This window comes from Parasphingomonas frigoris (assembly GCF_036663815.1).
Taxonomy (GTDB): Bacteria; Pseudomonadota; Alphaproteobacteria; order Sphingomonadales; family Sphingomonadaceae; genus Sphingomonas.
The window spans coordinates 712272-738772 of record NZ_JAXOJQ010000002.1 but is presented as its reverse complement, the minus strand read 5'-3'; the positions used below and the strand labels follow the sequence as shown (position 1 = coordinate 738772).

The 26501-nt window shown below is 64.9% G+C and carries 21 protein-coding genes; 17 read left to right on the top strand and 4 right to left on the bottom strand.

The features are described 5' to 3' along the window. The first annotated feature begins 107 nt into the window (after positions 1 to 107). Positions 108 to 683 (top strand): nucleotidyltransferase family protein, encoded by a 576-nt coding sequence (locus tag U1872_RS08905; RefSeq protein ID WP_332792522.1) that lies wholly within the window; start codon positions 108 to 110, stop codon positions 681 to 683. A 33-nt stretch (positions 684 to 716) separates the two neighbouring features. Here the strand turns inward: U1872_RS08905 and U1872_RS08900 are convergent, their stop codons facing one another. The 3 genes from U1872_RS08900 to U1872_RS08890 form a co-directional block, all read right to left on the bottom strand. Continuing rightward, positions 717 to 1415 carry an SDR family NAD(P)-dependent oxidoreductase gene (locus tag U1872_RS08900; protein WP_332792521.1) on the bottom strand — a complete coding sequence of 233 codons (699 nt, stop codon included), beginning with the start codon at positions 1413 to 1415 and terminating at the stop codon, positions 717 to 719. Positions 1416 to 1569: 154 nt separating this feature from the next. Continuing rightward, positions 1570 to 2949 carry a methyl-accepting chemotaxis protein gene (locus tag U1872_RS08895; protein WP_332792520.1) on the bottom strand — a complete coding sequence of 460 codons (1380 nt, stop codon included), beginning with the start codon at positions 2947 to 2949 and terminating at the stop codon, positions 1570 to 1572. Between the two features lie 18 nt (positions 2950 to 2967). After that, positions 2968 to 4311: a methyl-accepting chemotaxis protein gene (locus U1872_RS08890; RefSeq protein ID WP_332792785.1), complete on the bottom strand. Its 1344-nt coding sequence runs from the start codon at positions 4309 to 4311 to the stop codon at positions 2968 to 2970. A 227-nt stretch (positions 4312 to 4538) separates the two neighbouring features. Between U1872_RS08890 and sdhC the strand changes: the two genes are divergently transcribed. From sdhC to U1872_RS08820, 14 genes are all read left to right on the top strand, one after another. Next, positions 4539 to 4949: a succinate dehydrogenase, cytochrome b556 subunit gene (sdhC, locus tag U1872_RS08885; RefSeq protein ID WP_332792519.1), complete on the top strand. Its 411-nt coding sequence runs from the start codon at positions 4539 to 4541 to the stop codon at positions 4947 to 4949. After that, on the top strand, positions 4949 to 5347 hold the full coding sequence (sdhD, locus tag U1872_RS08880; RefSeq protein WP_332792518.1) for a succinate dehydrogenase, hydrophobic membrane anchor protein: 399 nt from the start codon (positions 4949 to 4951) through the stop codon (positions 5345 to 5347). Before sdhC ends, sdhD begins: the two co-directional genes overlap by 1 nt. Beyond that, positions 5340 to 7142, top strand: coding sequence for a succinate dehydrogenase flavoprotein subunit (gene sdhA, locus U1872_RS08875; protein WP_332792517.1), 1803 nt, complete (start codon positions 5340 to 5342; stop codon positions 7140 to 7142). Before sdhD ends, sdhA begins: the two co-directional genes overlap by 8 nt. 123 nt (positions 7143 to 7265) lie before the next feature. Next, positions 7266 to 7826 carry a ClpP family protease gene (locus U1872_RS08870; protein WP_332792516.1) on the top strand — a complete coding sequence of 187 codons (561 nt, stop codon included), beginning with the start codon at positions 7266 to 7268 and terminating at the stop codon, positions 7824 to 7826. 119 nt (positions 7827 to 7945) lie between these two features. Continuing rightward, positions 7946 to 9295 carry a cell envelope integrity protein CreD gene (creD, locus tag U1872_RS08865; RefSeq protein ID WP_332792515.1) on the top strand — a complete coding sequence of 450 codons (1350 nt, stop codon included), beginning with the start codon at positions 7946 to 7948 and terminating at the stop codon, positions 9293 to 9295. Positions 9296 to 9443: 148 nt separating this feature from the next. Then, positions 9444 to 10229, top strand: a complete 786-nt coding sequence (locus U1872_RS08860) for a succinate dehydrogenase iron-sulfur subunit (RefSeq protein ID WP_332792514.1) — start codon at positions 9444 to 9446, stop codon at positions 10227 to 10229. Between the two features lie 144 nt (positions 10230 to 10373). Continuing rightward, on the top strand, positions 10374 to 11483 hold the full coding sequence (gene zapE / locus U1872_RS08855; RefSeq protein WP_332792513.1) for a cell division protein ZapE: 1110 nt from the start codon (positions 10374 to 10376) through the stop codon (positions 11481 to 11483). A 204-nt stretch (positions 11484 to 11687) separates the two neighbouring features. After that, entirely contained in the window at positions 11688 to 12650 is a 963-nt protein-coding gene (gene mdh, locus U1872_RS08850; RefSeq protein ID WP_133186470.1) for a malate dehydrogenase, read from the top strand. A gap of 60 nt (positions 12651 to 12710) precedes the next feature. After that, on the top strand, positions 12711 to 13595 hold the full coding sequence (gene sucD / locus U1872_RS08845; protein ID WP_010183864.1) for a succinate--CoA ligase subunit alpha: 885 nt from the start codon (positions 12711 to 12713) through the stop codon (positions 13593 to 13595). Between the two features lie 156 nt (positions 13596 to 13751). Next, positions 13752 to 16691 (top strand): 2-oxoglutarate dehydrogenase E1 component, encoded by a 2940-nt coding sequence (locus tag U1872_RS08840; protein WP_332792512.1) that lies wholly within the window; start codon positions 13752 to 13754, stop codon positions 16689 to 16691. A 114-nt stretch (positions 16692 to 16805) separates the two neighbouring features. Beyond that, positions 16806 to 18065 carry a 2-oxoglutarate dehydrogenase complex dihydrolipoyllysine-residue succinyltransferase gene (odhB, locus tag U1872_RS08835; protein ID WP_332792511.1) on the top strand — a complete coding sequence of 420 codons (1260 nt, stop codon included), beginning with the start codon at positions 16806 to 16808 and terminating at the stop codon, positions 18063 to 18065. Positions 18066 to 18182: 117 nt separating this feature from the next. Then, positions 18183 to 19589 (top strand): dihydrolipoyl dehydrogenase, encoded by a 1407-nt coding sequence (gene lpdA, locus U1872_RS08830; RefSeq protein ID WP_332792510.1) that lies wholly within the window; start codon positions 18183 to 18185, stop codon positions 19587 to 19589. A gap of 207 nt (positions 19590 to 19796) precedes the next feature. Next, positions 19797 to 20081, top strand: a complete 285-nt coding sequence (locus U1872_RS08825; protein WP_332792509.1) for a hypothetical protein — start codon at positions 19797 to 19799, stop codon at positions 20079 to 20081. A gap of 86 nt (positions 20082 to 20167) precedes the next feature. Beyond that, complete coding sequence (locus tag U1872_RS08820) at positions 20168 to 20797, top strand: trimeric intracellular cation channel family protein (RefSeq protein WP_332792508.1); 630 nt, start codon at positions 20168 to 20170, stop codon at positions 20795 to 20797. A 64-nt stretch (positions 20798 to 20861) separates the two neighbouring features. Here the strand turns inward: U1872_RS08820 and U1872_RS08815 are convergent, their stop codons facing one another. Then, entirely contained in the window at positions 20862 to 21674 is an 813-nt protein-coding gene (locus U1872_RS08815; protein ID WP_332792507.1) for an energy transducer TonB, read from the bottom strand. Positions 21675 to 21771: 97 nt separating this feature from the next. Between U1872_RS08815 and uvrA the strand changes: the two genes are divergently transcribed. Together uvrA and U1872_RS08805 are read left to right on the top strand one after the other, a co-directional pair. After that, on the top strand, positions 21772 to 24651 hold the full coding sequence (gene uvrA, locus U1872_RS08810) for an excinuclease ABC subunit UvrA (RefSeq protein WP_332792506.1): 2880 nt from the start codon (positions 21772 to 21774) through the stop codon (positions 24649 to 24651). 171 nt (positions 24652 to 24822) lie between these two features. Beyond that, a complete protein-coding gene (locus U1872_RS08805) occupies positions 24823 to 26454 on the top strand; it encodes a hypothetical protein (protein ID WP_332792505.1) in 1632 nt (543 codons plus the stop codon). Positions 26455 to 26501 lie beyond the last annotated feature (47 nt).

Genomic DNA, 26501 nt, shown 5'->3' with positions numbered 1-26501 from the left:
ACGACGATGACAGATTGAAGATAGTAGGCATTTGGTCGTTTCGGCGGGAGCGAACGTTCGGGTTTGCGGATCGCCCGTGTCGGTACGATCCGGATGGGAGCAAGGCGTTGATCGCAGTCGAGGAATGCGTGCTGGTCCTGCTCGCTGCAGGACGATCCGAGCGGTTCGGCGACGCCGACAAGCTCCAACAGGATTTTCTCGGCCAGCCGCTCGCCTTCCACGTCGTCACCGCGCTCGAAAGCATGCCGTTCAAGGCGCGCTTCGCGGTGTGTTCGAATACCGCGCTCGATTTCGCGTCGCGCGGCTTTGCCGTGCTGCACAATGACGATCCGGGCGACGGCATGTCGGGTTCGGTCAAGCTCGGCATCGCGGCGGCGCGCGACCTGGGGTGCGCCGCGGTGCTAATCGCGCTGGCCGACATGCCGCGCGTTACCGCGACGCATGTCCAGCGCTTGCTCGATGCCGCCGATGGGCCTGATGCGGTGGTCGCGTCGAGCAACGGCGTCCATCCGACGCCGCCGGCAGTGTTCGGTGCCGGGCAGTTCGAGGCGCTGCTGACGCTGTCGGGCGACGAGGGCGCGCGGGCGATTGTGCGCGCCGGGCGCCACGTCATCGCCTCCGCGGCCGAATTGCTCGACATCGACCGGCCCGAGGACCTCGATCGGTTGCGGGCACTGCGCTAGGGCTTGAGTGGCCCTATGCCATGACGTGTTTGGTTAGCGGACGTAGCTCGCACCGTTGATGTCGAGCACAGCGCCGGTCATCGACGCCGGCGCCTCGAGCGCGAGGAAGCGCGCGGCGGCGGCGACCTCCTCGGGCATCGCGACGCGGCCGAGCGGGATGTCGGCGAGCAAGGCGTCGCCGCCGCGGCTCGACAGATAGTCCTCGGCCATTCCGGTCATCGTGAAGCCCGGGCATATCGCGAACGCCAGGATGCCGTCGCGGGCATAACCGCGCGCGATCGACTTGGTCATCGCCACCATCCCTGCCTTCGACGCGGCATAATGCCAGTGCGCGGGCGAATCGCCACGATAGGCGGCGCGGCTGGCGATGTTGACGATCCTGCCGGGCGCGCCGCGCGCCTGCCAGTGCAGCACTGCGAGCCGGCACAGCTCGGCCGCGGCGGTCAGGTTGATGCGCATCGTGCGCTCCCATTCGGCGACCCAGGCGGCGTCCGCGCGATCGATCGGATTGGCGTCGAACACGCCGGCATTGTTGATCAGCACGTCGATCTGTCCGCCGAGTCGGTCGAGGGCGGAGTCCCACAAGGCGCGTGGCGCGGCGGGATCGCTGAAATCTGCGGCGATGCCGGAGCGCGTCCCATGCCCGACGACGGTCGCGTCCTGCGCCGCGAGTGCGGCGAACGTCGCCGCGCCGATGCCGCGCGACGATCCGGTGAGGAGAATGTTGGTCATGGGTGGCGTTTAGCCGGATGTTTGCGCACGCGCTACGTGCCTGCCCTACCTGGAACGGAGGGGATCGAGGGGTGGGTTGGTCTGAGGAGAGGGCTGACGCCGCCGCTGGCCGACCCACCCCCGGCCCCTCCCTTTCAGGAGGGGAGGAGGATGATCAGGCGGCGACGCTTGCCGAGAAGGTCTCGGCGGCTCCCTTGAGCGTGCCGAGCTTATCGTTGACCTCGCCGAAGTCGCGTTCGAGCGTGTCGAGTTCGCCCGCGACATGCTCGGTGCCCTCGCGGATCGCGGTAATCGTGCTCGACATCGAATCGGCGGCGAGCGCGGTCTCGTCGACCGCGGCGGTGATTGCGGTGACGGTCTGCGCCTGTGCTTCCATCGCAAAGCGGATCCGGTCGGCGCTTTCCTGCACTTCGGCGACGGTGGATTTGATGGAGGCGTTGGTATCGACGGTCGAGCGCGTCGCCGACTGGATCGCGGCGATCTTGGCGGCGATGTCGTCGGTCGCGCGCGCAGTCTGGTTGGCGAGGCTCTTCACCTCCTGCGCGACGACCGCGAAGCCACGCCCGGCATCGCCGGCGCGGGCGGCCTCGATCGTCGCGTTCAGTGCGAGCAGATTGGTCTGCCCGGCAATGTCGCGGATCAACCCGAGGATCGATTCGATCGACTTGGCATGGTCGGCCAGGGTTTCCGACATGCCGACCGCGGTGCTCGCCTGGGTCGAGGCGCGCGTTGCGATCTCGGCGGCGGCTTCGACTTCGGTACGCGCATCCTCGATCGCGCGGATCAGCCCGGCGGCGGTCTGCGCCGCCTCGCGCATCGCCATCGCCGATTGCTCGGCCGCGGCGGCGACCTCGCTGGTCTGGCCGAGCATTCCGCGCGCGGCGCGCGCCGCGCCCTGCGCCTGGACACGGATGCGGTTGCCGAGCGCGGCGGTGCCTTCGATCGAGGTGGCGATCGTCGCGCTGAAGGCGGCCGAGCGCGAGCGACGCTCGGTCCGGGCATGGTCGGCATCGTGCGCGCCGAGATAGGAGGCCATCACGTCGGCCTCGACCAGCCCAAGTCGCTGGACACAATCGGCCAGCGCGCGCAGCCGCGGCGAGCCGACGCCCAGGCAGTCATCGATCACCATCAGCGTGCGGCTGTGCGCAAAGCTCAGCGAGGACAGCAATGCCTGTAACGGGACGCCGGCCTTTTGCGAACTCGCGGCGTGGCGCACAGCCCTGCGCATCCAGTCGTCGTCGTTGGGCGCGGCATATTTCGCGCGTGTATACCCCGCGCTGCTCGCGACGCGCTGGCGCAGATAGTCGGGGGTGAACGCGGCGCGAATGTGCGCGGTGACGGGAAGCGCAAGGTAATGATCCCAGAACGCGCTCGAGATCTCGATCTCGCGGCCTGCGATTGCCCGGGTGATTTCGGCGGCGCACTCGATGATGCTGCCATCCCAGTCATAATCGGCGACCCGCGCGGCGGCGCTGCGCAGCTCGCCGCTCCATCCCCCGACGATCGCATCGGGCGACGTGCTGTTCGAAGCCATCTCAGTTCCTCTCACGGCTCACGCCGCGACCTTGGCGACGAAGTCGCTGGCGCGGTTCTTGAGCGTCCCAAGTTTGTGATCGAGCGAATCGAACCCGCGCCCGACGCGGTCGATCTCGGAGGCGACCGTCTCGGTGTCCTCGCGGATCGCGGTGATCGTGCTCGACATCGAATCGGCGGCGAGCGCGGTCTCGTCGACAGCGGCGGTGATCGCGGTGACGGTCTGCGCCTGCGCTTCCATCGCAAAGCGGATCCGGTCGGCGCTCTCCTGCACCTCGGCGACGGTCGACTTGATCGAGGCGTTGGTGTCGACGGTCGAGCGCGTCGCCGACTGGATCGCGGCGATCTTGGCGGCGATGTCGTCGGTCGCGCGCGCGGTCTGGTTGGCGAGGCTCTTCACTTCCTGCGCGACGACCGCGAATCCGCGCCCGGCATCGCCGGCGCGGGCGGCCTCGATCGTCGCGTTGAGGGCGAGCAGATTGGTCTGCCCGGCGATGTCGCGGATCAACCCGAGGATCGATTCGATCGACTTGGCATGGTCAGACAAGGTTTCCGACATGCCGACTGCGGTGCTTGCCTGCATCGAGGCGCGCGTCGCGATCTCGGCGGCGGCTTCGACTTCGGTCCGGGCATCCTCGATCGCGCGGATCAGCCCGGCGGCGGTCTGCGCCGCCTCGCGCATCGCCATCGCCGATTGCTCGGCCGCGGCGGCGACTTCGCTGGTCTTGCCGAGCATCCCGCGCGCCGAGGTCGAGGTCTTGACCGACTGGCCGCGCAGCACTTCGGATTCCTGGGTCGCTTCCTCGACCGTCGTCGCAATCCCTTCGCGGAATTCGGTGGCGAGGCGGTCGCGCTCGCCCTGCGCGGTGTGCATCCGGAAGGCGTTGTAGATTTCGACGGTGATCTCGGCTTCGAGCCCGGTCAGCCGCATCACGGTATCGATGAACGCGGGCAGGCGCGGATCGTCGCCCTTGATCCGCTTGAACAGGATGTCGAGCGCCGCACGATCGCTGGCGCAGGTCATCGACAGCAACGCCATCGTCGACACGCCCGATCTGTAGCCCGAGGCGACCGAGCGCTCCATCGATTCGACCCACAGCCGGCCGGAAACGTCGCAGAAGCGGTTGCGCAGGAAGGCGACGCCGAGTTCGACCATCTTGGGCTCCTCATGCGGTTGCCAGCTCTGCTGACCCGGGCTGGCGCGGCGCCACTGCGCCCAGAAGGCCAGCGCGATCTCGGCGGCATCGGCCTCGAGCACGGTCCACACCTCGCGGGCGGCGGCCTCTAGCGTGTTGTCGAAGTCGAACGCCCGCAGTCGCGCGCGGATGTCGATCGTCGCGGCAACCGTGCCGGGGGCCGGCAAATCAGTGAGGGGCAAGGCTAGGGCTCCATATCTGGCGCGACCAAAGTCTGCGCGAGTGCAGCATGGCGGTCGAACGCAACCCTATCGCGATTTGGTTAACGCGCAGTAAGCCTGTAGGAAAACCAGCGGTTGCAATCGCTGCATCCGCCCTTTCGCCCAGAAACCTTGCATCCCCCGCTCCCCCGACTAAGAGGGCGGCACCTATATTCGACGAGGACGTCTTCGCCTTGGCCAGCCCTACACCGCGCGCGCGACCACTCAGCCCGCATCTCTCGATCTGGAAACCGGGGCCGCATATGGTGGTCTCGATCCTGCACCGCATCACCGGCGACGGCATGGCGACCGTTGGGACGGTCGTGCTGGTATGGTGGCTCGCGGCGATCGCGGCGGGCGCCAAAAGCTATGCGACCTTCCATTTCGTGTTCGGCGAATGGGCCGGCGGGGCGCTCGGCTATCTGTTCGGCATCGGCATGACGCTCTGCTTCTTCCAGCATCTCGCGACCGGCGTGCGGCACTTCGTGCTCGACGTTGGTGCGGGCTATGAATTGAAGGTCAACCGCGCCGGGTCGCTCGCGACGATGGTCTTCTCGGTCGGCATGACGGTGCTGGTCTGGGCTTATATCCTGGGGTTCAAATAATGGGCAATGGAACCGAACTCGGCCGCGTCCGCGGTCTGGGCAGCGCCAAGGAAGGCGCGCATCACTGGTGGCAGCAACGCGTCACCGCGGCGGCCAACCTGTTCCTCATGGTCTGGTTCTTCGTCGCGATCGTGCGGCTGCCGGCCTATGATTACGAGACGGTGCGCACCTGGCTCGGCTCGCCCTGGGCGGCCGTACCGCTGGTGCTGCTGATCCTTTCGGTCTTCTATCACTTCCGGCTCGGCCTGCAGGTGCTGATCGAGGATTATCAGCACGGCGCGAGCCGAGTCGCGCTGATGCTGCTGCTCAACTTCTTCACCGTCGGCAGCGGTGCCATCGCCCTTTTCGCGATCCTCAAGGTCGCCTTCACCTCCACCCTTGGAGTGCCGCATGTCTGAGGCATATAAGATCATCGACCATACCTATGACGCCGTCGTCGTGGGTGCCGGCGGTTCGGGGCTTCGCGCCACGATGGGCATTGCCGAAACCGGCCTGAAAACCGCGTGCATCACGAAGGTGTTCCCGACGCGCTCGCACACCGTGGCCGCGCAGGGCGGGATCGCCGCATCGCTCGGCAATAACAGCCCGGACCATTGGACGTGGCACATGTTCGACACCGTCAAGGGGTCGGACTGGCTCGGCGATCAGGACGCGATCGAATATATGGTGCGGGAAGCACCGGCAGCCGTCTACGAGCTCGAGCATGCCGGCGTGCCGTTCAGCCGCAACGAGAATGGCACGATCTACCAGCGTCCGTTCGGCGGCCACATGCAGAATATGGGCGAGGGGCCTCCGGTCCAGCGCACCGCCGCTGCCGCCGATCGTACCGGCCACGCGATGCTTCACGCGCTCTACCAGCAGAGCCTGAAGTACGACGCCGACTTCTACATCGAATATTTCGCGCTCGACCTGATCATGGAAGACGGCGTCTGCCGCGGCGTGATCGCGTTGTGCATGGACGACGGCTCGATCCACCGCTTCCGCGCGCACAATGTCGTGCTCGCGACGGGCGGCTATGGCCGGACCTATTATTCGGCGACCTCGGCGCACACCTGCACCGGCGACGGCAATGCGATGGTGCTGCGCGCAGGGCTCCCGCTGCAGGACATGGAGTTCGTCCAGTTCCACCCGACCGGCATCTACGGCGCGGGCGTGCTCATCACCGAGGGCGCGCGCGGCGAGGGCGGCTATCTCACCAACTCCGAGGGCGAGCGCTTCATGGAGCGCTATGCTCCCTCGGCGAAGGATCTGGCGTCGCGTGACGTCGTGTCGCGCTCGATGGCGCTCGAAATGCGCGAGGGCCGCGGCGTCGGCAAGAATGGCGACCATATCTGGCTCCATCTCGACCATATCGACCCCAAGGTGCTCGCCGAGCGCCTGCCGGGGATCACCGAGACCGGCAAGATCTTCGCCGGCGTCGACCTGGCGCGCCAGCCGCTGCCGGTTACCCCAACGGTGCATTACAATATGGGCGGTATCCCGACCAACTATCATGGCGAAGTCGTCCATCTGAAGGACGGCAACCCCGATGCGGTCGTCCCGGGCCTGTTCGCGGTGGGTGAGGCGGCGTGCGTTTCGGTCCATGGCGCGAACCGCCTGGGCTCGAACTCGCTGATCGATCTCGTGGTGTTCGGCCGCGCGACCGGCTTGCGGATCAAGGACACGCTCAAGCCCAACACGCCGCACACGCCGCTGCCGAAGGGCTCGGAAGAGCTGTCGCTCGCCCGCCTCGACAAGTTCCGCAATGCGACGGGCACGATCCCGACCGCGCAGATCCGCGTCGAGATGCAGCGCACGATGCAGAAGAATTGCGCGGTGTTCCGCGACAACGAACTGCTCGCCGAGGGCGTCGCGCAGATCAAGGCGACCTACGCCAAGCTCGCCGACGTCGCGGTCAAGGATCGCTCGCTGATCTGGAACACCGACCTGGTCGAGACGCTCGAGCTCGACAATCTGCTCGCGCAGGCGATGGTGACGATGCAGTCGGCCGAGAACCGCAAGGAATCGCGCGGCGCGCACGTCAACGAGGACCATCCCGACCGCGACGATGCGAACTGGATGAAGCACACCACGGCGACCTTCGCCGGCTGGGGCGGCGTCGGCGGCAAGGTCGAGATCGGCTACCGCCCGGTCCACGACTATACGCTCACCGACGAGGCCGAATACATCAAGCCGAAGAAACGGGTGTATTGATAGCGTGGCGGGGGCAGTGCACGCCCCCGCCAATGCCCCCCGGCAGCCGAGCCAACCCGGCTGAAAATTTCGGATGTTGCGATAGCGCTGGAACCAGGCCCCGCCTCGCCGGTTAGCGCGGGCATGACAGCCACCCGCTACCCTTTGCTCGCCAATCCGCACATCCGCCTGTCGGGTCCGGTCGACCAGCTGATGTACACCAACTTCCGTCAGCAGCTCGAAAACTGCCCGAGCGAAGGCGCGATCGTCATCGCGTTGACGACGCTCGGCGGCGATCCCGAAGTTGCGCGGACGATGGCCGACGATATCCGCCTGCTCGAGGAGCATGACGGGCGCGAGATCCTGTTTCTCGGCAAGGTCGCGGTCTATTCGGCCGGCGCGACCTTCATGGCAGCCTTCCCGGTCGGGCGGCGCTTCCTCACCCGGCACACGCGGCTGATGATCCACGAGCGCAAGATCTCGAAGCAGATCAACCTCGACGGGCCGCTGCGGATGGTGGTCGCCTCGATCAAGGCGGCGCTGCACGAGGTCGAGCATTCGATCGAGATCGAAGAAGAGGGCTTCCGCGCGATCGTCAAGGACAGCCAGGTCGATTTCGAGGACCTGCGCGAGAAGGCGCCGGCCAATTGGTACATCGAGGCCGAGGAAGCCCGCGATCTCGGGCTGGTGCTCGACGTCATCTGAATCGTGGCGGAGGGGGCGACCCCTGCACGCGCGCTGCACCGTCGCTCCACGCAACCCCCTTTGGCCGTCGCCGCGGCGCGCGCCTAGATCCGGAGCCTCCATCATCCTGGAGGCTCCCCATGTCCGAACCTCGTCCGCCGCGGACCCCCGGCACCAAATTGCTGTTCGCGCTGCTGATCGGCGCGTTGCTCGCCATTCCGCTCTTCACGGTCTATCTGCTGGTCTACGATCGGCAGAGCCAGTCGCAGACCGCGCGCGCGTCGATCGCGAAAGGGTGGGGCGGGGCGCAGACGCTGTCGGGCCCGATCCTCGTTATCCCCTATGCCGTGACCGTCGACGAGACCGTGGTCGAAAATGGCAAGAAGACCGTCCGGGCCACCACCGCCTGGCACGAACTGACGCTCTCGCCCGAGACGACCGAGCTTCGCACGGCGGTGACGCCCGAGGTGCGGCACCGCTCGATCTACGACGCGGTGGTGTATGAGGCGCGCAATCAGGGCAGCGCGCGCTTTGTGTTGCCCGCCGATCTGTCGCGCACGGGGACGACGCGGGCCGCGCTGGCGCTCGATCGCGCCGAACTGCGCTTCGGGATTTCGGATCCGCGCGGGCTGTTCGGGGCGCCGCCTGCGGTTGCCGCCGACGGCGCGGCGCTGGCGCTCCAGCCGGGCAAGGGGCCGAGCGAGACCGGCGGAGCGGGGTTCTTCACCGCGTTCGACGCGCGCGTGCTGGCGGACCGGGCGATCGCGGTGCGCTTCGCCTATGCGGTGCGCGGCAATGCGTCGATCGCCTTGCTGCCGCAGGGTGGCGATACGCGCTGGAGCGTCACCTCGCCTTGGCCCAACCCGAGTTTCCAGGGCGGCTTCCTGCCCGCGACGCGCGCCGTCACCTCCGGCGGTTTTCGCGCAACCTGGCGGGTCGGCAATCTCGCGCTCGGTCGAACGCTGGTGACGACCAGCCCCGCCGCGGCGTCCGAGGATGGGAGCGTGGTCGATCGCGCGGCGCGGGTCGATCTCGTCACCCCGGTCGATCTTTACGCGCAGGTCAATCGCAGCGTGAAATACGGGTTCCTGTTCATCGGCTTCAGCTTCATGGCGCTGTTGATGTTCGACCTGATCGGCGGGGTGCGCGTCTCGTCGATCGAATATGGCCTGGTCGGCGCGGCGCTCGTGCTGTTCTTCGTGATGCTGCTCGCCTTCGCCGAGGTGACCGGCTTCGCGCTGGCCTATTGCCTCGCGGCGGGCGCGATCGTCGGCTTGCTCACCGCTTATTCGGCGGCCGTGCTGCGGAGCTGGCGCCGCGCCGGGGTGCTAGCGGGGTTGCTCGTCGCGCTGTACGGCGTGCTCTACGTGCTGCTCAGCCTGGAGGATCTGTCGCTGCTGATCGGATCGTTGCTGCTGTTCGCGGCGCTGGCGGCGAGCATGTATCTCACGCGCGGGATCGATTGGGGCGCGCCCGGGGCGGCTGCCTGATCAGGGAATTGGCGGCATGTGCGCGAACACATGCCGTCGATTGCATGCTGCAATGCAGAGCTAGGATTTGCGACACGCGCCCAGTCTGTGTACGAGCGGTCGCAAACCCGGCGCCCTCCGCGCCCCGCATCACGGAAACGAGACAGCGATGGCCGAATTTTCCCTCCCCGCCAATTCGAAGATCAAGAAGACCGGTCAGGTCCACAAAGCGGCGGCAGAAGCGACGCGGATCAAGAATTTCAAGATCTACCGCTACGATCCCGATTCGGGCGCGAATCCGCATTACGACACGTTCGAGGTCGATCTCGACGAATGCGGCCCGATGGTGCTCGACGCGCTGATCAAGATGAAGTCCGAGCAGGATTCGTCGCTCACCTTTCGCCGCTCGTGCCGCGAAGGGATTTGCGGGTCGTGCGCGATGAACATCGACGGCGCCAACACGCTCGCCTGCACCAAGGCGATCGAGGACGTGAAGGGCGAGATTCGCATCACCCCGCTGCCGCACATGGAAGTGATCAAGGACCTCGTCCCCGATTTCACGCACTTCTACGCGCAGTACAGCTCGATCAAGCCGTGGCTGCAGACCGTCACGCCGCCGCCCTCGGGCAAGGAGCGGCTGCAGTCGCCGGCCGAGCGCGAGAAGCTCGATGGGCTGTACGAGTGCATTCTGTGCGCCTGCTGCTCGACGGCATGCCCGAGCTATTGGTGGAATTCGGACAAGTTCCTGGGGCCGGCGATCCTGTTGCAAGCCTATCGCTGGCTCGCCGACAGCCGCGACGAGATGACCGGCGAGCGGCTCGACGAGCTCGAGGATCCGTTCCGCCTGTATCGCTGCCACACGATCATGAACTGCGCCAACGTCTGCCCCAAGGGGCTGAACCCGGCCAAGGCGATCGCCGAGATCAAGAAGATGGAAGTCGAACGCGTCGTTTGATGGCTTCTTCTGCTCCCTCTCCCCGCCGGGGAGAGGGTCGGGGAGAGGGGCTGTACCAAGGAAGAACGTCCGAGTGACTGCCCCTCTCCCTCGCTTCGGCTTCGCCTCGCTTGCCCTTTCCCCGCAAGCGGGGAGAGGGAGAATATGACTGACATCCTCAAGCGCTATGCCGCTTTGCTCTCATCGGGAGAGCTGAAACCCGATCCCGAGCAAGCCGCCGCCGCTCAGCGCCTCGCCGACCTCGCCACCGCACTCCAGGCCACTCCCAAGCGCGGCTCTACGCTGTGGCGCGTCCTCGGCCGCAAGCCCGAGCCGCCACGCGGGCTCTACATCTGGGGCGGGGTGGGGCGCGGCAAGTCGATGCTGATGGACCTCTTCTTCGACTCGCTCGACATCCGCCGCAAGCGCCGCGTCCATTTCGCCGAGTTCATGCTCGAAGTGCACCAGCGCCTCGCCGCCGAGCGCGCCAAGGAACTCGGCGACCCGATCCCGCCGCTCGCGAAAGCCTTTGCCGAGGAAACGCGGTTGCTCGCGTTCGACGAGATGATGGTCACCAACAGCCCCGACGCGATGATCCTGTCGCGGCTGTTCACGCATCTGCTCGACGAGGGCGTGACGGTGGTCACCACTTCGAACCGCCCGCCCGCCGATCTCTACAAGAATGGGCTCAACCGCGAGCATTTCCTGCCGTTCATCGCGCTGATCGAGCAAAAGCTCGACGTGCTCGCGCTCAACGGGCCGACCGATTATCGCCGCGATCGGCTCGGCCAAGTCGACACCTGGCTCGTCCCCAACGGCCCGCAGGCGACCGCGACGCTGTCGGGCGATTTCTTCCGCCTGACTGATTTCCCGGTCGAGGATCGCGCGCACGTGCCGTCCGAGGAGATGATCGTGCAGGGCCGCACGCTGCACGTGCCCAAGGCGATCAAGGGCGTCGCGGTGTTCAGCTTCAAGCGGCTTTGCGGCGAGGCTAGGGGGGCGGCCGATTACATTGCGATCGCGCGGCGATTCCACACCGTGATCCTCGTCGGCATCCCCAAGCTCGGCCCCGACATGCGCAACGAGGCGGCGCGCTTCGTCGCTCTGATCGACGCGCTGTACGAGCATAAGGTCAAACTGCTCGCCGCCGCCGATGCCGAGCCCGCGCTGCTCTACGAAGCGGGGGATGGCCGCTTCGAGTTCGAACGGACGATCAGCCGCCTGGAAGAAATGCGCTCGGAAGAGTATCTTGCGCAAGGGCATGGCACAGACTGAGGGCTGCGGCGTTCAGCCTTGGTACAGATAGCGCTCTCGTCTAATTGCACTTGCGAATTAGTCGCAATACCGGTTGTTAACCCAGTCGCCTTTACGGTTGCCCCAAGGCGCAAACCGGCCTAAGCCGCGCGCCATCTGCCCCGCCGCGCGTCCGCGGCCCCAATCACAACGCCCGTGCGCGGGCGATAGTCGGAAGGATCCCAGATGGCTCGCAAGAAGATCGCGCTGATCGGCGCCGGTAACATCGGTGGCACGCTCGCGCACCTCGCAGCGCTCAAGGGTCTGGGCGACGTCGTGCTGTTCGACGTGGTCGAAGGCGTGCCGCAGGGCAAGGCGCTCGATCTCAGCCAGTGCTCGCCGGTCGAGGGCTTCGACGCCAAGGTCACCGGCACCAACGATTACAAGGACATCGCCGGCGCCGACGTGATCATCGTCACCGCCGGTGTCGCGCGCAAGCCCGGCATGAGCCGCGACGATCTGCTCGGCATCAACCTCAAGGTCATGAAGGCCGTCGGCGAGGGCATCGCCGCCAACGCCCCCGACGCTTTCGTCATCTGCATCACCAACCCGCTCGACGCGATGGTGTGGGCGCTGCGCGAATTCTCGGGGCTGCCGCATCACATGGTGGTCGGCATGGCCGGCGTGCTCGATTCGGCACGCTTCAGCCACTTCCTCGCCGAGGAATTCGAGGTTTCGGTCAAGGACGTCACCAGCTTCGTGCTCGGCGGCCATGGCGACACGATGGTCCCGGTGATCCAGTACTCGACCGTTTCGGGCATCCCGGTCCCCGATCTGATCGCGATGGGCCGTTCGACCCAGGAGAAGATCGACGCGATCGTCAAGCGCACGCGCGGCGGCGGCGGCGAGATCGTCGCTTTGCTCAAGACCGGCTCGGCTTATTATGCGCCCGCCACCAGCGGCATCGCGATGGCCGAAGCCTATCTCTACGACCAGAAGCGCGTCCTCCCGGCAGCGGCGCACCTCACCGGCCAGTATGGCATCGACAATCTCTATGTCGGCGTCCCGGTCGTGATCGGTGCCGGCGGCGTCGAGCAGATCGTCGAGATCGCGCTCGACGACGAAGCCAAGGGCAACCTCTCGGTCTCGGTCGACGCGGTCAAGGAACTGCTGGTCGCGTGCAAGGCGATCGACGGGTCGCTCAACTGATTTTTCTGCCGGTGGTGCGCTGATCGCACCACCGCTTTCTCCCAACAGGAAGAACGCTGCATGAGCATTCTCGTCGACAAGAACACCAAGGTCATCACCCAGGGCATGACCGGTGAGACCGGCAGCTTCCACACCAAGGCGGCGCTTGAATATGGCACGCAGATGGTTGGCGGCGTGACGCCCGGCAAGGGCGGCACCACCCACCTCGATCTGCCGGTGTACGACACCGTCGCCGAGGCCGTCGCCAAGACCGGCGCGACCGCATCCGTGATCTACGTTCCGCCCCCCTTCGCGGCCGACTCGATCCTCGAGGCGATCGACGCGCAGGTTCCGCTGATCGTCACGATCACCGAGGGCATTCCGGTGCTCGACATGGTTCGCGTCAAGCGCGCGCTGTCGGGTTCGAAGTCGCGGCTGATCGGCCCGAACTGCCCGGGCGTGCTGACGCCGGGCGAGTGCAAGATCGGCATCATGCCCGGCAGCATCTTCCGCAAGGGTTCGGTCGGCGTTGTCAGCCGTTCAGGCACGCTCACCTATGAGGCGGTGTTCCAGACGTCGAACGCAGGCCTTGGTCAGACGACCGCGGTCGGCATCGGTGGCGATCCGGTCAACGGCACGAACTTCATCGACGTGCTCGAGCTGTTCCTGGCGGACGACGAGACCAAGTCGATCATCATGATCGGTGAAATCGGCGGTTCGGCCGAAGAGGAAGCCGCGCAGTTCCTGCGTGACGAAGCCAAGCGCGGTCGCAGCAAGCCGATGGCCGGCTTCATCGCGGGCCGCACGGCGCCTCCGGGTCGTCGCATGGGCCATGCCGGGGCGATCGTCTCGGGCGGCCAGGGCGGCGCCGAGGACAAGATCGCGGCGATGGAAGCGGCGGGTATCCGCGTTGCGGATAGCCCCTCGGAACTGGGCACGACCTTGCTGGCAGTGCTGAACGGTTGAATCTAACCCTTCTCCCCCTGTGGGAGAAGGTGGCCCGAAGGGCCGGATGAGGGGGAGTAGGGGGCCGCTGCTGTGGTCCCCCTCACCCTCCCACCCGCAAGAGCGGGTGGGCCCCTCCCTCTCCCACAAGGGGAGAGGGAAAAGAGGACGACGACTATGGGCATTGAAGGCCAGGATTTCGCGGATGTTGCGGGCAGCGTAAGCCCCGCCTTCATCGAGTCGCTCTATGCGCGGTTCAAGACGTCGCCCGACAGCGTCGAGCCGTCGTGGCGCTCCTGGTTCGAAGGCCTCGAAGGCTCGACCGAAGGCGCTTCGTGGCAGCAGGCGAACTGGCCGCTCTCCTCGACCGACGATCTGACGTCGGCGCTCGACCCGACCCAGATGGAGCCCGCGCCCAAGCCCGCGCGCGGTGGCGCCAAGCCTGCGCCCGCCGCGGCGGCTGCCCCCGCGCCCTCGCAGGACGCGATCCTGCGCGCCGCGAGCGACTCGATCCGCGCGATGATGCTGATCCGCACCTACCGCGTGCGGGGCCATCTCGCTGCCAACCTCGATCCGCTCGGCCTGTCGACGCGCGACATGCCCGACGATCTCAAGACCGAATATCATGGCTTCTCCGACGCCGACATCGACCGCAAGGTCTATCTCGGCGGCGCGATGGGGCTCGAATGGGCGACGATCCGCGAGCTCGTCGACACGCTGCGCACCAATTATTGCGGCAATGTCGGCCTCGAATACATGCACATCGCCGACGTCGAAGAACGCCGCTTCCTGCAGGACCGCATGGAAGGCAAGGACAAGGCGATCGAGTTCACCGACCTCGGCAAGAAGGCGATCCTCAACAAGGTGATCGAAGCCGAGCAGTGGGAACGCTTCTGCGGCAAGAAGTATGTCGGCACCAAGCGCTTCGGCCTCGATGGCGGCGAGAGCATGATCCCGGCGCTTGAGTCTGTCATCAAGTATGGCGGCGCGCTCGGCATCAACGATATCGTCTTCGGCATGGCGCATCGCGGCCGCCTCAACGTCCTCACCAACGTGATGGCCAAGCCCTTCCGCATCATCTTCCACGAATTCGGCGGCGGGTCGGACAATCCCGACGATGTCGCGGGTTCGGGCGACGTGAAGTATCACCTCGGCACCTCGACCGACCGCGAGTTCGACGGGATCAGCGTCCACATGTCGCTGGTCGCCAACCCCTCGCATCTCGAGGCGGAAGACCCGGTCGTGCTCGGCAAGACGCGTGCGATCCAGACGATCGCGGGCGATCTCGACGAGCATAAGGCGTCGCTTCCCGTGCTCATCCACGGCGACGCGGCGTTCGCGGGGCAGGGGATCGTGTGGGAGTGCCTCGGCTTCTCGGGGATTCGCGGCTACAACACCGGCGGTTGCGTCCACTTCATCATCAACAACCAGGTCGGCTTCACGACCAGCCCGCAATTCGCGCGCTCGTCACCTTACCCGTCGGACGTCGCCAAGGGCGTCCAGGCGCCGATCTTCCACGTCAATGGCGACGATCCCGAGGCGGTGACCTTCGCCACCAAGATGGCGATCGAGTATCGCCAGAAGTTCCACCGCGACGTGGTGATCGACATGTGGTGCTATCGCCGCAACGGCCACAACGAGGGCGACGAGCCGTCCTTCACCCAGCCGCTGATGTACGACGTGATCCGCAAGCATCAGCCGGTCAGCGAAATCTATGGCGCCAAGCTGATCGAGCAGAAAATCATCGACCGTGCGTGGATCGACGCCAATATCGCACAGTTCACGACGCTGCTCGAAGGCGAGTTCGAAGCTGGCGCGACCTACAAGCCCAACAAGGCCGACTGGTTCGCCGGTCGTTGGTCGGGACTGCACTCGCCTGCCGATTCGGAAAGCGCGCGCCGCAACGTCGAGACGGGCATCGAGCAGAAGCTGTTCGACTCGCTCGGCCGCACGCTGACGACGATCCCCGAGGGGCTGACCGTCCACAAGACGCTCAACCGCGTGCTCGACGCCAAGCGCCAGATGTTCAAGGCCGGCGAGAATTTCGACTGGGCGACCGGCGAAGCGCTGGCGTTCGGCTCGCTGCTCTCGGAAGGCTATGGCGTTCGTCTGTCGGGCCAGGATTCGGGTCGCGGCACCTTCTCGCAGCGCCACGCGGTGTGGGTCGACCAGACCGACGAGCACAAGTATCGTCCGCTCTCGACGGTCGAGCATGGCCGTTTCGAAGTGCTTGACTCGCCGCTCAGCGAGTACGGCGTGCTCGGGTTCGAGTACGGCTATGCGCTCGCCGATCCGAAGACGCTGGTGCTGTGGGAGGCGCAGTTCGGCGACTTCATGAACGGCGCGCAGATCATGATCGACCAGTTCATCGCGTCGGGCGAGGCCAAGTGGCTCCGCGCCAACGGCCTCGTGATGCTGCTGCCGCACGGCTATGAAGGGCAGGGGCCGGAGCATTCGTCCGCCCGCGTCGAGCGCTTCCTGCAGCTCTGCGCGCAGGACAATATCCAGGTCGCCAACTGCACAACGCCGGCCAACTACTTCCACCTGCTGCGCCGGCAGATGCACCGCTCCTTCCGCAAGCCCTTGATCATCTTCACGCCCAAGTCGCTGCTGCGCCACAAGCTGGCGGTGTCGAAGACTGCGGACTTCACCGGCGACAGCCACTTCCAGCGGATGCTGAGCGATCCTTCGGCTCCGGCCGATGCGGACGTGAAGCGCCTCGTGCTGTGCACCGGCAAGGTCGCCTACGATTTGATGGAAGCGCGCGATGCCGCTGGCGACCAAAACACTTCGATCGTCCGCGTCGAACAGCTCTACCCCTTCCCGGGTGAGCCTTTGGTCGAGCGTCTGAAGCGCATGCCCAACCTCGAAACGGTGGTGTGGGCGCAGGAAGAGCCGAAGAACAACGGTGCCTGGACCTTCGTCGATCCGTTCATCGAGGAATGCCTGATCGAAGCGGGCGGTAAGGTGCAGCGTGCGCGCTACGCCGGGCGTGCAGCGTCGGCGTCGCCGGCGACCGGCCTGATGAAGCGCCACCAGACCGAGCAGGCGGCACTCGTCGCCGACGCGCTCGGGCACAGCGTTCGCGAAGAAATTCGCCGGACGCGCAAGGTTTGATGGGTATCCCGGCTGCACGCGCAGCCGGGCTTTTGAAATTTCGCGAAGCGCTTGATCGGCAAGCGCTCCGCACCTGGGCCCCGGCCTTCGCCGGGGAAGAGAAAAGAGGCTGATATGGCAACCGAAGTCACAGTACCGGTACTCGGTGAATCGATCACCGAAGCGACGCTCGGCGAATGGCTCAAGCAGCCCGGCGACAAGGTCGCGGTCGACGAGCCGATCGCCAGCCTCGAGACCGACAAGGTCTCGGTCGAAGTCCCGTCGCCGGTCGCCGGCGTGATGGGCCAGCACGCGGTGCAGGTCGGTGACACCGTGCTCGTCGGCGCGATGATCGCGACGATCGACGCAGGCGAGGGCGCTCCCGCCGCCGCCGTTGCGCCGCAGCCCGCCGTGCTCCAGTCGCCCGCCGCTGCCCCTGCCGAAGCACAGGCTTCGCCCGCCGCGACCGCCGGTCAGCAGGCCCCCGCGTCCGATCCGCGCGACACCCCCGCCGCGCTCTCGCCGTCGGTCCGCCGCGCGGTGCTCGAGCACGGTGTCGACCCCGCGACGGTCAAGGGCACCGGCAAGGACGGCCGCCTGACCAAGGACGACGTCGCGGCGGCCGCCGCTTCGACGCCTGCACCGGCACCTGCTGCCGCACCGCCGGTCTCGGCTTCGGTTGCCGCGTCGACCGGCCGCAAGGAAGAGCGCGTCCGCATGACGCGCCTGCGCCAGACGATCGCCAAGCGCCTCAAGGAAGCGCAGAACACGGCGGCCTTGCTGACGACCTTCAACGACGTCGACATGACCGCGGTCATCGAGGCGCGCGCGAAGTACAAGGATCTGTTCGAGAAGAAGCACGGCGTCCGCCTCGGCTTCATGGGCTTCTTCGTGAAGGCCGCCTGCCTCGCGCTGAAAGACATCCCGAGCGTCAACGCCTCGATCGAGGGCGATGAGATCGTCTATCACGATTATGCCGATATCTCGGTCGCGGTGTCGTCGCCCGGCGGGCTCGTCGTGCCGGTGGTGCGCGATGCCGACCAGATGTCGGTCGCGCAGGTCGAGAAGACGATCGGCGATTTCGGCAAGCGCGCCAAGGACGGCACGCTCAAGATGGACGAGATGAAGGGCGGTACCTTCACCATCTCGAACGGCGGCGTGTTCGGCTCGCTGATGTCGACCCCGATCATCAACCCGCCGCAGGCCGCCGTGCTCGGCCTGCACCGCATCGAGGACCGCGCGGTGGTGGTGAACGGCCAGATCGTGATCCGCCCGATGATGTACCTCGCGCTCAGCTACGATCACCGCCTGATCGACGGTCGCGAGGCTGTGACGTTCCTCGTCGCGCTGAAGAATGCGATCGAAGATCCGACGCGGATCCTGATCGACCTGTAATATCGGATCGCACCGACCCATATTCCGTTCGTGCTGAGCTTGTCGAAGCACTGTCCTTGTCTGTCGGACGGAAGAGAAGGCAGCCCCTCGGCAAGCTCGGGGCGAACGGAGTGACACATGGCTGACTACGATTACGACGTCCTCATCATCGGTTCGGGCCCCGGCGGCTACGTCGCCGCCATCCGTGCCGCACAGCTCGGCCTGCGCACGGCGTGCGTCGAGTCGCGCGAGACTCTCGGCGGCACCTGCCTCAACGTCGGCTGCATCCCGTCCAAGGCGCTGCTCCACGCGTCGGAATATTTCGACGCCGCCGCCAACGGCACGATGGCCAAGCTGGGCATCAAGGTCACGCCTGAGCTCGACCTTCCGCAGATGCACGCTCAGCGGCTCGACGCGGTCAACCAGCTGACCGGCGGCATCGCCTTCCTGTTCAAGAAGAACAAGGTCACCTGGCTCAAGGGCCGCGGCGCGTTCGTCGATGCGCACACCGTCCAGGTCGGCGAGCAGACCGTCACCGCCAAGGACATCGTGATCGCGACGGGTTCGTCGGTCACCCCGCTCCCCGGCGTTACCGTCGACCAGAAGGTCGTGGTCGATTCGACCGGTGCGCTCGAGCTCGACAAGGTTCCCGAGCATATGGTCGTGATCGGCGGCGGCGTGATCGGGCTCGAGCTCGGCAGCGTGTGGCGGCGGCTTGGCGCGAAGGTCACCTGCGTCGAGTATCTCGACCAGATCCTCCCGGGCTTCGATGGCGATATCCGCAAGGAATCGAACAAGGTCTTCAAGAAGCAAGGCATCGAATTCAAGCTCTCGACCAAGGTCACTGGCGTCACCGTCAACGGCGACAAGGCCACGCTGACGGTCGAACCGTCGGCCGGCGGCCCCGCCGAGACGATTGAGGCGGATTGCGTGCTCGTCTCGATCGGGCGGCGTCCCAACACCGATGGCCTCGCGCTCGAAAACGCCGGCCTCTCGACCAACCCGCGCGGCCAGATCGACACCGATCACCGCTTCCAGACGACCGTCCCCGGCGTGTGGGCGATCGGCGACGTCATCCCCGGCCCGATGCTCGCGCACAAGGCCGAGGACGAGGGCATTGCGGTTGCCGAGAACATCGCCGGCCAGACCGGCATCGTGAACCACGCGGTGATCCCGAGCGTCGTCTACACCTGGCCGGAAATCGCCGGCGTCGGCCTGACCGAGGAAGTCGCGCGCGAGCAGGCGACGAAGAACGGCGGCGAGATCAAGGTCGGCAAGTTCCCGATGGCGGGCAACAGCCGCGCCAAGACCAACCACGATCCCGACGGCTTCGTGAAGATCATCGCCGATGCCAAGTCCGACCGCGTGCTCGGCGTCTGGGCGATCGCGGTGCCCGCGGGCACGATGATCGCCGAGGCTGCGCTCGGCATGGAGATGGGCGCGACGAGCGAGGACATCGCCTACACCTGCCATGCGCATCCGACGCATAGCGAGGCGATCAAGGAAGCCGCGATGGCGGTCCGCGGGAAGGCGATTCACGTCTGAGTCTGATCGCCCGAGGCCGTAGCGCAGCTACGGCCAAGGCCCGCCGCGATCAGACCGGCCGGCGGCGCCCAAAGCGCCGGCCGACGGCATGGGCTTTGCCCATGCCCTTGGATCACGCACCCCCGCTCGCTCCGCACGCGGAACGATCTCGCGCAACGGCGGTTCTCCGCGCGTACCCTTCTTGGTACGCGTAAACGGGGATTACCGATGAAAAAGACGATGATCGTGGCGTTGGCGCTGGTCGCGCTTCCGCTGGCCGCCTGCGGTGGCAATGGCGACGGCAAGCTTGCCAAGCAGGTCGAGAAAGCCGCCGACAATCGCGCCGACGCGATGGAAGCCAATGCCAAGGACCTGCAGGCGCAGGCCAAGGCCGAGCGCGAGAATGGCGAAGACCGTGCCGACGCGATCCGCGCCGCCGACGTCAATGCCGCCGCGATGACGCCCGAACAGCGCGGCGCCGTCGTCGCCAACGACGCAGCCGCCGTCCGCTGATCCGAACCGGCGCGCGGCCACATGCCGCGCGCCGATCTCGCGCGAACCACATTCCCTCTTCGCCGCTCCTCGCCTAGAGCGTGGCGATGCCCGCACAATTTCCCTGGCAATTCGGCTCGATCCTGCCGTGGCTCGACCTGTTCGGGATCGCGGTGTTCGCGATCACCGGCGCGCTCGCCGCGACGCGACACCAGCAGACGCTCGTCACCGCCACCTTCTTCGCGCTGATCACCGGGGTCGGCGGCGGCTCGGTGCGTGACCTGCTGATCGGCGCGCCGGTGTTCTGGGTGCATGACCGGTTCGTCGCAGGGACGTGCCTCGCGGTGGCGGTGCTGGTGTGGACGACGCCGCAGCGCTGGTGGAAGGGCACCGCGCTCGACTGGCTCGATGCGGTCGGGCTCGCCGCCTACGCCGTGTTCGGCGCGGCCAAGGCGCTGGCGTTCGGCATCCCGCCCGTCCCGGCCGCGCTGATGGGGGTGGTGACCGCGTGCGTCGGGGGGATCATCCGCGACGTGCTGGCGGGCGAGCCTTCGATCCTGATGCGGCCCGAATTGTATGTGACGGCGGCGGCGCTGGCGGCGGGGTCGCACGTGGTGCTGGTCACCTTGGGCGTTTCGCCAACGCTCGCCGCGCCGATCGCCGCGGCCTGCGGGTTCGCGCTGCGTGCGGCGGCGATCCGGTGGCGGCTGGCGTTGCCGGCGTATGGGCGGGCGTAGCGCCTTTTCGTTGCGCGAACGCGCGCGCCTGCCCCGGCGCCGATGTGGCCGATTTCGGCTAAGGCTAGGAAGGTAGGAGCCAGACGATCTTGCGTATCCCGTGCCGGACCTGCGGCTTGCCGTCGGTCCCGAGCGGTGGCGCGTAGCGACCGCGTCTGGTGATGGCGCTACAACTGGCCTCGTCCAGCGCCTTCGACCCACTCGAGTTCACGACGCGACAATCGGCGACTTTGCCATCGGTCTTTATCGTCCAGGCGATCGTCGTCGCACCCTGTTCGCTGGCATCGAGGGAATTGGTCGGATAGTCGTCGTTGGTGATCCATTGTGCGGGAGAAGTCGCACCGGTCGACAGCGGTGGTAAATCGCGCTCGGCTGGGTCGATCTTCCATTGGCGCAGCAAATCGTCCTGGCATGCCCGGAGGGCGCCTGCTGCGCTTTTCATCCCCGGCATCGCGAACGCTGTTTGCGAGCCGTTGGCGGAGGTGATCGAAAGCGACGACGAACGCAGGATCTCGGTTGCGGCATCACCTTCCGCTCTAAGCGTCGTGACGGTCTGGTTTCTGGCCTTGATCTGGTACCTAGAAATCTCGCTGTCGATCGTTCGACCCGACGGCTGGAGCGTCAGCGTCCCCTTGGTCGGACGGTAGCGCGTTGTCGTCGCGCCTGGCGTAACGGTGATGAGCTCGAGGCCTGAGCCAAGCGGCGATGGGTTTACGCCGAGCGTCGTCCGCGCGTCGGCTGTGCCATAATCGCGCGACAGGATGCAGGCCGCGTCCGCGTAATCCACCGTCCACTTCCCGGTAGGCGCCAGTGGCGCGGTCTGGGTCGGTACAGGCTGTGCCGTTACGAGCAATGCCGCGATCGCAATTGATTTCATTGAAGCCCCCGCCCTTGTTGGGGGCATCCTAACGCCCCATCTCGCCCCTGCAACCGGTCGCTTGCGCCACCCGAACAAATATGGAACACGCCCCTACATGCTGACTCATATTTCCGTGCGCGGCGCGCGCGAGCACAATCTCAAGGACGTCTCGGTCGATATTCCGCGCGATACGCTGACGGTCATCACCGGGCTGTCGGGATCGGGCAAGTCGAGCCTCGCCTTCGATACCATCTATGCCGAGGGGCAGCGCCGCTACGTCGAATCGCTCAGCGCCTATGCCCGCCAGTTCCTCGAGCTGATGCAGAAGCCCGACGTCGACCACATCGAAGGCCTCAGCCCCGCCATCTCGATCGAGCAGAAGACCACCAGCCGCAACCCGCGCTCGACCGTCGCGACCGTCACCGAGATCTACGATTACATGCGCCTGCTATGGGCGCGCGTCGGCATCCCATACTCCCCCGCGACCGGCGAGCCGATCGCCGCGCAGACCGTCAGCCAGATGGTCGACCGCGTGATGGCGCTGCCCGAGGGCACGCGCCTCTATCTGCTCGCCCCCGTCGTGCGCGGCCGCAAGGGCGAGTATAAGAAGGAACTGCTCGAGTGGCAGAAGGCCGGCTTCACCCGCGTCCGCATCGACGGCGAGATCCACGAGATCGACGAAGCCCCCGCGATCGACAAGAAGTACAAGCATGACCTCGAGGTCGTGGTCGACCGCCTCGTCATCGGCCCCGACATCGCGACGCGCCTCGCCGAAAGCTTCGAGGCCGCGCTGAAGCTCGCCGACGGGCTCACTTATGTCGACCCCGCCGACCCGGTCGAGCCACACACCCCCAAGAACGAAGTGCTCGGCGACAACGCGCCCCCCGGCCGCATCGTGTTCAGCGAGAAGTTCGCCTGCCCGGTCTCGGGCTTCACCATCGCCGAGATCGAGCCGCGGCTGTTCTCGTTCAACGCGCCGCAGGGCGCGTGCCCGGCGTGCGACGGCCTCGGCGAGAAGATGCTGTTCGACGAAGAACTCGTCGTCCCCAACCACGCGCTCAGCATCAAGAAGGGCGCGGTCGTGCCCTGGGCAAAGTCCAACCCGCCGAGCCCGTATTACATGCAGGTGCTCGGCAGCCTCGCGCGCGAGTATAAGTTCGAGCTCGACACGCCGTGGGAGGATTTGCCCGAAACCGCGCGCGACACGATCCTCTACGGCACCAAGGGCAAGGCGGTCACGCTGACCTTCATCGACGGCAAGAAGTCGTACGACGTCAAGAAGCCGTTCGAGGGCGTGATCGGCAACCTCAACCGCCGCATGCTCTCGACCGAGAGCGCGTGGATGCGCGAGGAGCTGAGCAAGTACCAGTCCTCCGCCGCGTGCGAAGTCTGCAAGGGCGCACGCCTCAAGCCCGAGGCGCTCGCGGTCAAGATCGGCATGCGCGACATCTCGAGCGTCACGCGCCTGTCGGTGGTCGACGCGCTCGCCTGGTTCGAGCAGGTCCCGAGCCAGCTCGGCGACCAGCAGAATGCGATCGCCGAGCGCATCCTCAAGGAGATCCTCGAGCGGATCGGCTTCCTCAACAATGTCGGGCTCGATTACCTCAACCTCGACCGCACCTCGGGCACCCTGTCCGGCGGCGAATCGCAGCGCATCCGTCTTGCGTCGCAGATCGGCAGCGGCCTGTCGGGCGTGCTCTACGTGCTCGACGAGCCCTCGATCGGCCTGCACCAGCGCGACAACGACATGCTGCTCAAGACGCTGCGGCGCCTCCGCGATCTCGGCAACACCGTGCTCGTCGTCGAGCATGACGAGGATGCGATCCGCACCGCCGACTATGTCATCGACATGGGGCCGGGCGCGGGCGTCCACGGCGGCCATATCGTCGCGCAAGGCACCTTCGAGGAAGTGCTCGCCAACGAGAACAGCATCACCGCCGACTATCTCTCGGGCCGCCGCGAAGTCGCCGTCCCCAAGACGCGTCGGAAAGGCAACGGCAAGAAGATCACCGTCCACAACGCCACCGCCAACAACCTCAAGGGCGTGACGGCGAGCCTCCCGCTCGGCACCTTCACCTGCATCACCGGCGTCTCGGGCTCGGGCAAGTCGAGCTTCACGATCGACACGCTGTTCGCCGCCGCCTCGCGCACGCTCAACGGCGCGCGCATCGTCCAGGGCAAGCACGACAAGATCACCGGCCTGCAATATCTCGACAAGGTCATCGACATCGACCAGTCGCCGATCGGCCGCACCCCGCGCTCCAACCCGGCGACCTATACCGGGAGCTTCACCCAGATCCGCGACTGGTTTGCCGGCCTCCCCGAAAGCCTCGCGCGCGGCTACAAGCCCGGGCGCTTCAGCTTCAACGTCAAGGGCGGCCGCTGCGAAGCGTGCCAGGGCGACGGGCTGCTCAAGATCGAGATGCACTTCCTCCCCGACGTCTATGTGACGTGCGACGTCTGCCACGGCGAGCGCTACAATCGCGAGACGCTCGAGGTGAAGTTCAAGGGCAAGAGCATCGCCGACGTGCTCGACATGACGGTCGAGGATGCGGTCGAATTCTTCAAGGCGGTCCCGCCGATCCGCGACAAGATGGCGATGCTGCAGGAAGTGGGCCTGGGCTACGTCAAGGTCGGCCAGCAGGCGACGACGCTGTCGGGCGGCGAGGCGCAACGCGTCAAGCTCGCCAAGGAACTCTCGCGCCGCGCTACGGGGCAGACGCTGTATATTCTGGACGAGCCGACGACGGGGCTGCATTTCGAGGACGTGCGCAAGCTGCTCGAAGTGCTCCACCAGCTGGTCGAGCAGGGGAATACGGTGGTGGTGATCGAGCACAACCTCGACGTCATCAAGACGGCGGATTGGGTGCTCGACCTTGGGCCCGAGGGCGGCGTGAAGGGCGGCGAGATCGTCGCGCAGGGGACGCCTGAGGTTGTGGCGAAGGCGAAGGGGTCGTTTACTGGGAAGTATTTGGCGCCGTTGTTGAAAAATTGATATAAAGGCTATCGTTTCTAAATAAAAAGATATTTATATCGACGTTGATGGATATCGTGATGATTTAATCAAAAATGAAGTTGCGCTTAACGATCAGAGGCAGACAGGGGCTTGTCACCTACGAATTTTGCGCAGGCGAATATTCTGATTTGAACATTTGGGGGGGGCGACGTGGATAAAATCATTGATCTCGCGAAGGAAATCGCGTGGCCTATATCTGCGCTCCTCATTGCAATTTGTATTCTTTTAATTGTTTGGCGTGTTACAGCAGCGGCTGGTGACCTGAGCTTTAATGTAAAAGACTGGCTCAAATTAGATCGCAAAGGTCCAAGCGTGCCGGCTCACGTCGAAGTTGCGCCTGCGGCAATTAGCTTCCCCCACGACGCTGAAGCGCCTGCAACAGCCGCTGAGACGTTGGCGGATGTCGCTGAGCAAGACGAGTCTAAGAATATTAAGAACCTTTTTTGGATTGATGAAAATCCTGATAATCTTGAAAGCAGTTTTGAAGATTTTAAGAAAAGCGAATCATATAACAATGATATCGAGTTTTGGGAAAGTCTTTACGTTGATAGGCGGAGAGAACTAGCTGTAGGTTACGGCCCGGATGAGTTTAGAAGCTTGGCTAACTCTAATATAGGGTGGGTTTGGCCTCTTATATTTCTGGTTAGAAGGTTTGTTCGACTTCACGACCTAGATAACGCGGAAAACACGCTAAAAGAAGCTCTGGGGCGCGCCAATAGAGATAAGAAAGTATACGTCCTCCGAGAGGGGATAGATTTGTACAATAGTTTGATTGGATTTGATAGATCTTTGGAATTCTGTAGAGACCAGCTTCTCGCAGGCGCAAGCGATTATGAAGTTTCGTCGATGTTTTTAAAGCTCGCGGGCCTTGTAAAAAAGGAAGATGATCCATTTTCAGCGGCGATGTTGTTGGAAATAGCAACAAGTTATAAGTCAAATGATAAGGACTCACTCTTTGATTTGGCGTATTCGTACGGAACTATAAAAAGCTTGGCTGTCATCGCTTATGAAAGGTATGCCAAAGTCGGAACAGCCGACAAAAATTGGCAAAGCTCTCCTAATAATATGGGAGTAGTTATGGAAAATACTAATTCCATCGTTCAAAAAGAATATTATGAGCAGGCATTTAGTCTCGGTAGCGGAATCGCTGCCGCTAATATAGCTCGCGGTCTCGTCTCGGATGGATATATATTCCGTGCAGAGCAGGTTTTGAAGGAAGTAGACGAAAGTCAGTGCAGCGCTGGTGATCTTTCGGCAATTGCCGACGCGCGAGCCAAAGTGGCGGCAGCGCGGCATTCCATGGAAAAAGCAAGAAAGTCATTCGACGAATATGCTGCAGAGCAAGACCAAAGATATAAAGCTACGATATTCGCCGCATTGGAGTTTTTCAAAGGTAGCGACAATCGCTCGGTTGTGGGAAGATTTACCTCAGCCGATAGTAGCGTACGAATTATAGCTGATCTTGAAGGCGCAACGTGTTCATACAAGCTTGGAGATGTAACTCTTAATGGACGCCTAAACAGAAAGCCGTTGTGCTTCGAAGGGACAGTGTCGGAGGGTGCTGCATTATTGAGCTACAAGCAACGTCGCATGTTGGTAGTTCAGATTGCAGACACAAAGCTTAGGGTCATTATTTGGCCAGAAGAAGTGAAGGAAGAGGACCCTCTCCGGGTTTTGGATCTAGAAAGAGTCCCAACACAGTCGGATCAGATGCAAATAGCAGTAGATGGCAAGATCCCTTCTGTCGCTTTGACTGACGCTGGCGCGATTAGAGAAGATTGATTCTTGTCAGCTGCGGCAAAGGCGCGCCGGCGGTCGGCGCTGTGGCG

Excerpts from the sequence above, each read along its gene's own strand:
- mdh (WP_133186470.1), top strand. The coding sequence starts at position 11,688 with ATGGCTCGCAAGAAGATCGCGCTGATCGGCGCCGGTAACATCGGTGGC.
- U1872_RS08870 (WP_332792516.1), top strand. The coding sequence starts at position 7,266 with ATGACAGCCACCCGCTACCCTTTGCTCGCCAATCCGCACATCCGCCTG.
- sdhA (WP_332792517.1), top strand. The coding sequence starts at position 5,340 with ATGTCTGAGGCATATAAGATCATCGACCATACCTATGACGCCGTCGTC.
- odhB (WP_332792511.1), top strand. The coding sequence starts at position 16,806 with ATGGCAACCGAAGTCACAGTACCGGTACTCGGTGAATCGATCACCGAA.
- U1872_RS08895 (WP_332792520.1), bottom strand. The coding sequence starts at position 2,949 with ATGGCTTCGAACAGCACGTCGCCCGATGCGATCGTCGGGGGATGGAGC.
- zapE (WP_332792513.1), top strand. The coding sequence starts at position 10,374 with ATGACTGACATCCTCAAGCGCTATGCCGCTTTGCTCTCATCGGGAGAG.
- U1872_RS08820 (WP_332792508.1), top strand. The coding sequence starts at position 20,168 with ATGCCCGCACAATTTCCCTGGCAATTCGGCTCGATCCTGCCGTGGCTC.
- lpdA (WP_332792510.1), top strand. The coding sequence starts at position 18,183 with ATGGCTGACTACGATTACGACGTCCTCATCATCGGTTCGGGCCCCGGC.
- U1872_RS08900 (WP_332792521.1), bottom strand. The coding sequence starts at position 1,415 with ATGACCAACATTCTCCTCACCGGATCGTCGCGCGGCATCGGCGCGGCG.
- U1872_RS08860 (WP_332792514.1), top strand. The coding sequence starts at position 9,444 with ATGGCCGAATTTTCCCTCCCCGCCAATTCGAAGATCAAGAAGACCGGT.
- sdhD (WP_332792518.1), top strand. The coding sequence starts at position 4,949 with ATGGGCAATGGAACCGAACTCGGCCGCGTCCGCGGTCTGGGCAGCGCC.
- sucD (WP_010183864.1), top strand. The coding sequence starts at position 12,711 with ATGAGCATTCTCGTCGACAAGAACACCAAGGTCATCACCCAGGGCATG.
- U1872_RS08825 (WP_332792509.1), top strand. The coding sequence starts at position 19,797 with ATGAAAAAGACGATGATCGTGGCGTTGGCGCTGGTCGCGCTTCCGCTG.
- creD (WP_332792515.1), top strand. The coding sequence starts at position 7,946 with ATGTCCGAACCTCGTCCGCCGCGGACCCCCGGCACCAAATTGCTGTTC.
- U1872_RS08815 (WP_332792507.1), bottom strand. The coding sequence starts at position 21,674 with ATGAAATCAATTGCGATCGCGGCATTGCTCGTAACGGCACAGCCTGTA.
- U1872_RS08840 (WP_332792512.1), top strand. The coding sequence starts at position 13,752 with ATGGGCATTGAAGGCCAGGATTTCGCGGATGTTGCGGGCAGCGTAAGC.
- uvrA (WP_332792506.1), top strand. The coding sequence starts at position 21,772 with ATGCTGACTCATATTTCCGTGCGCGGCGCGCGCGAGCACAATCTCAAG.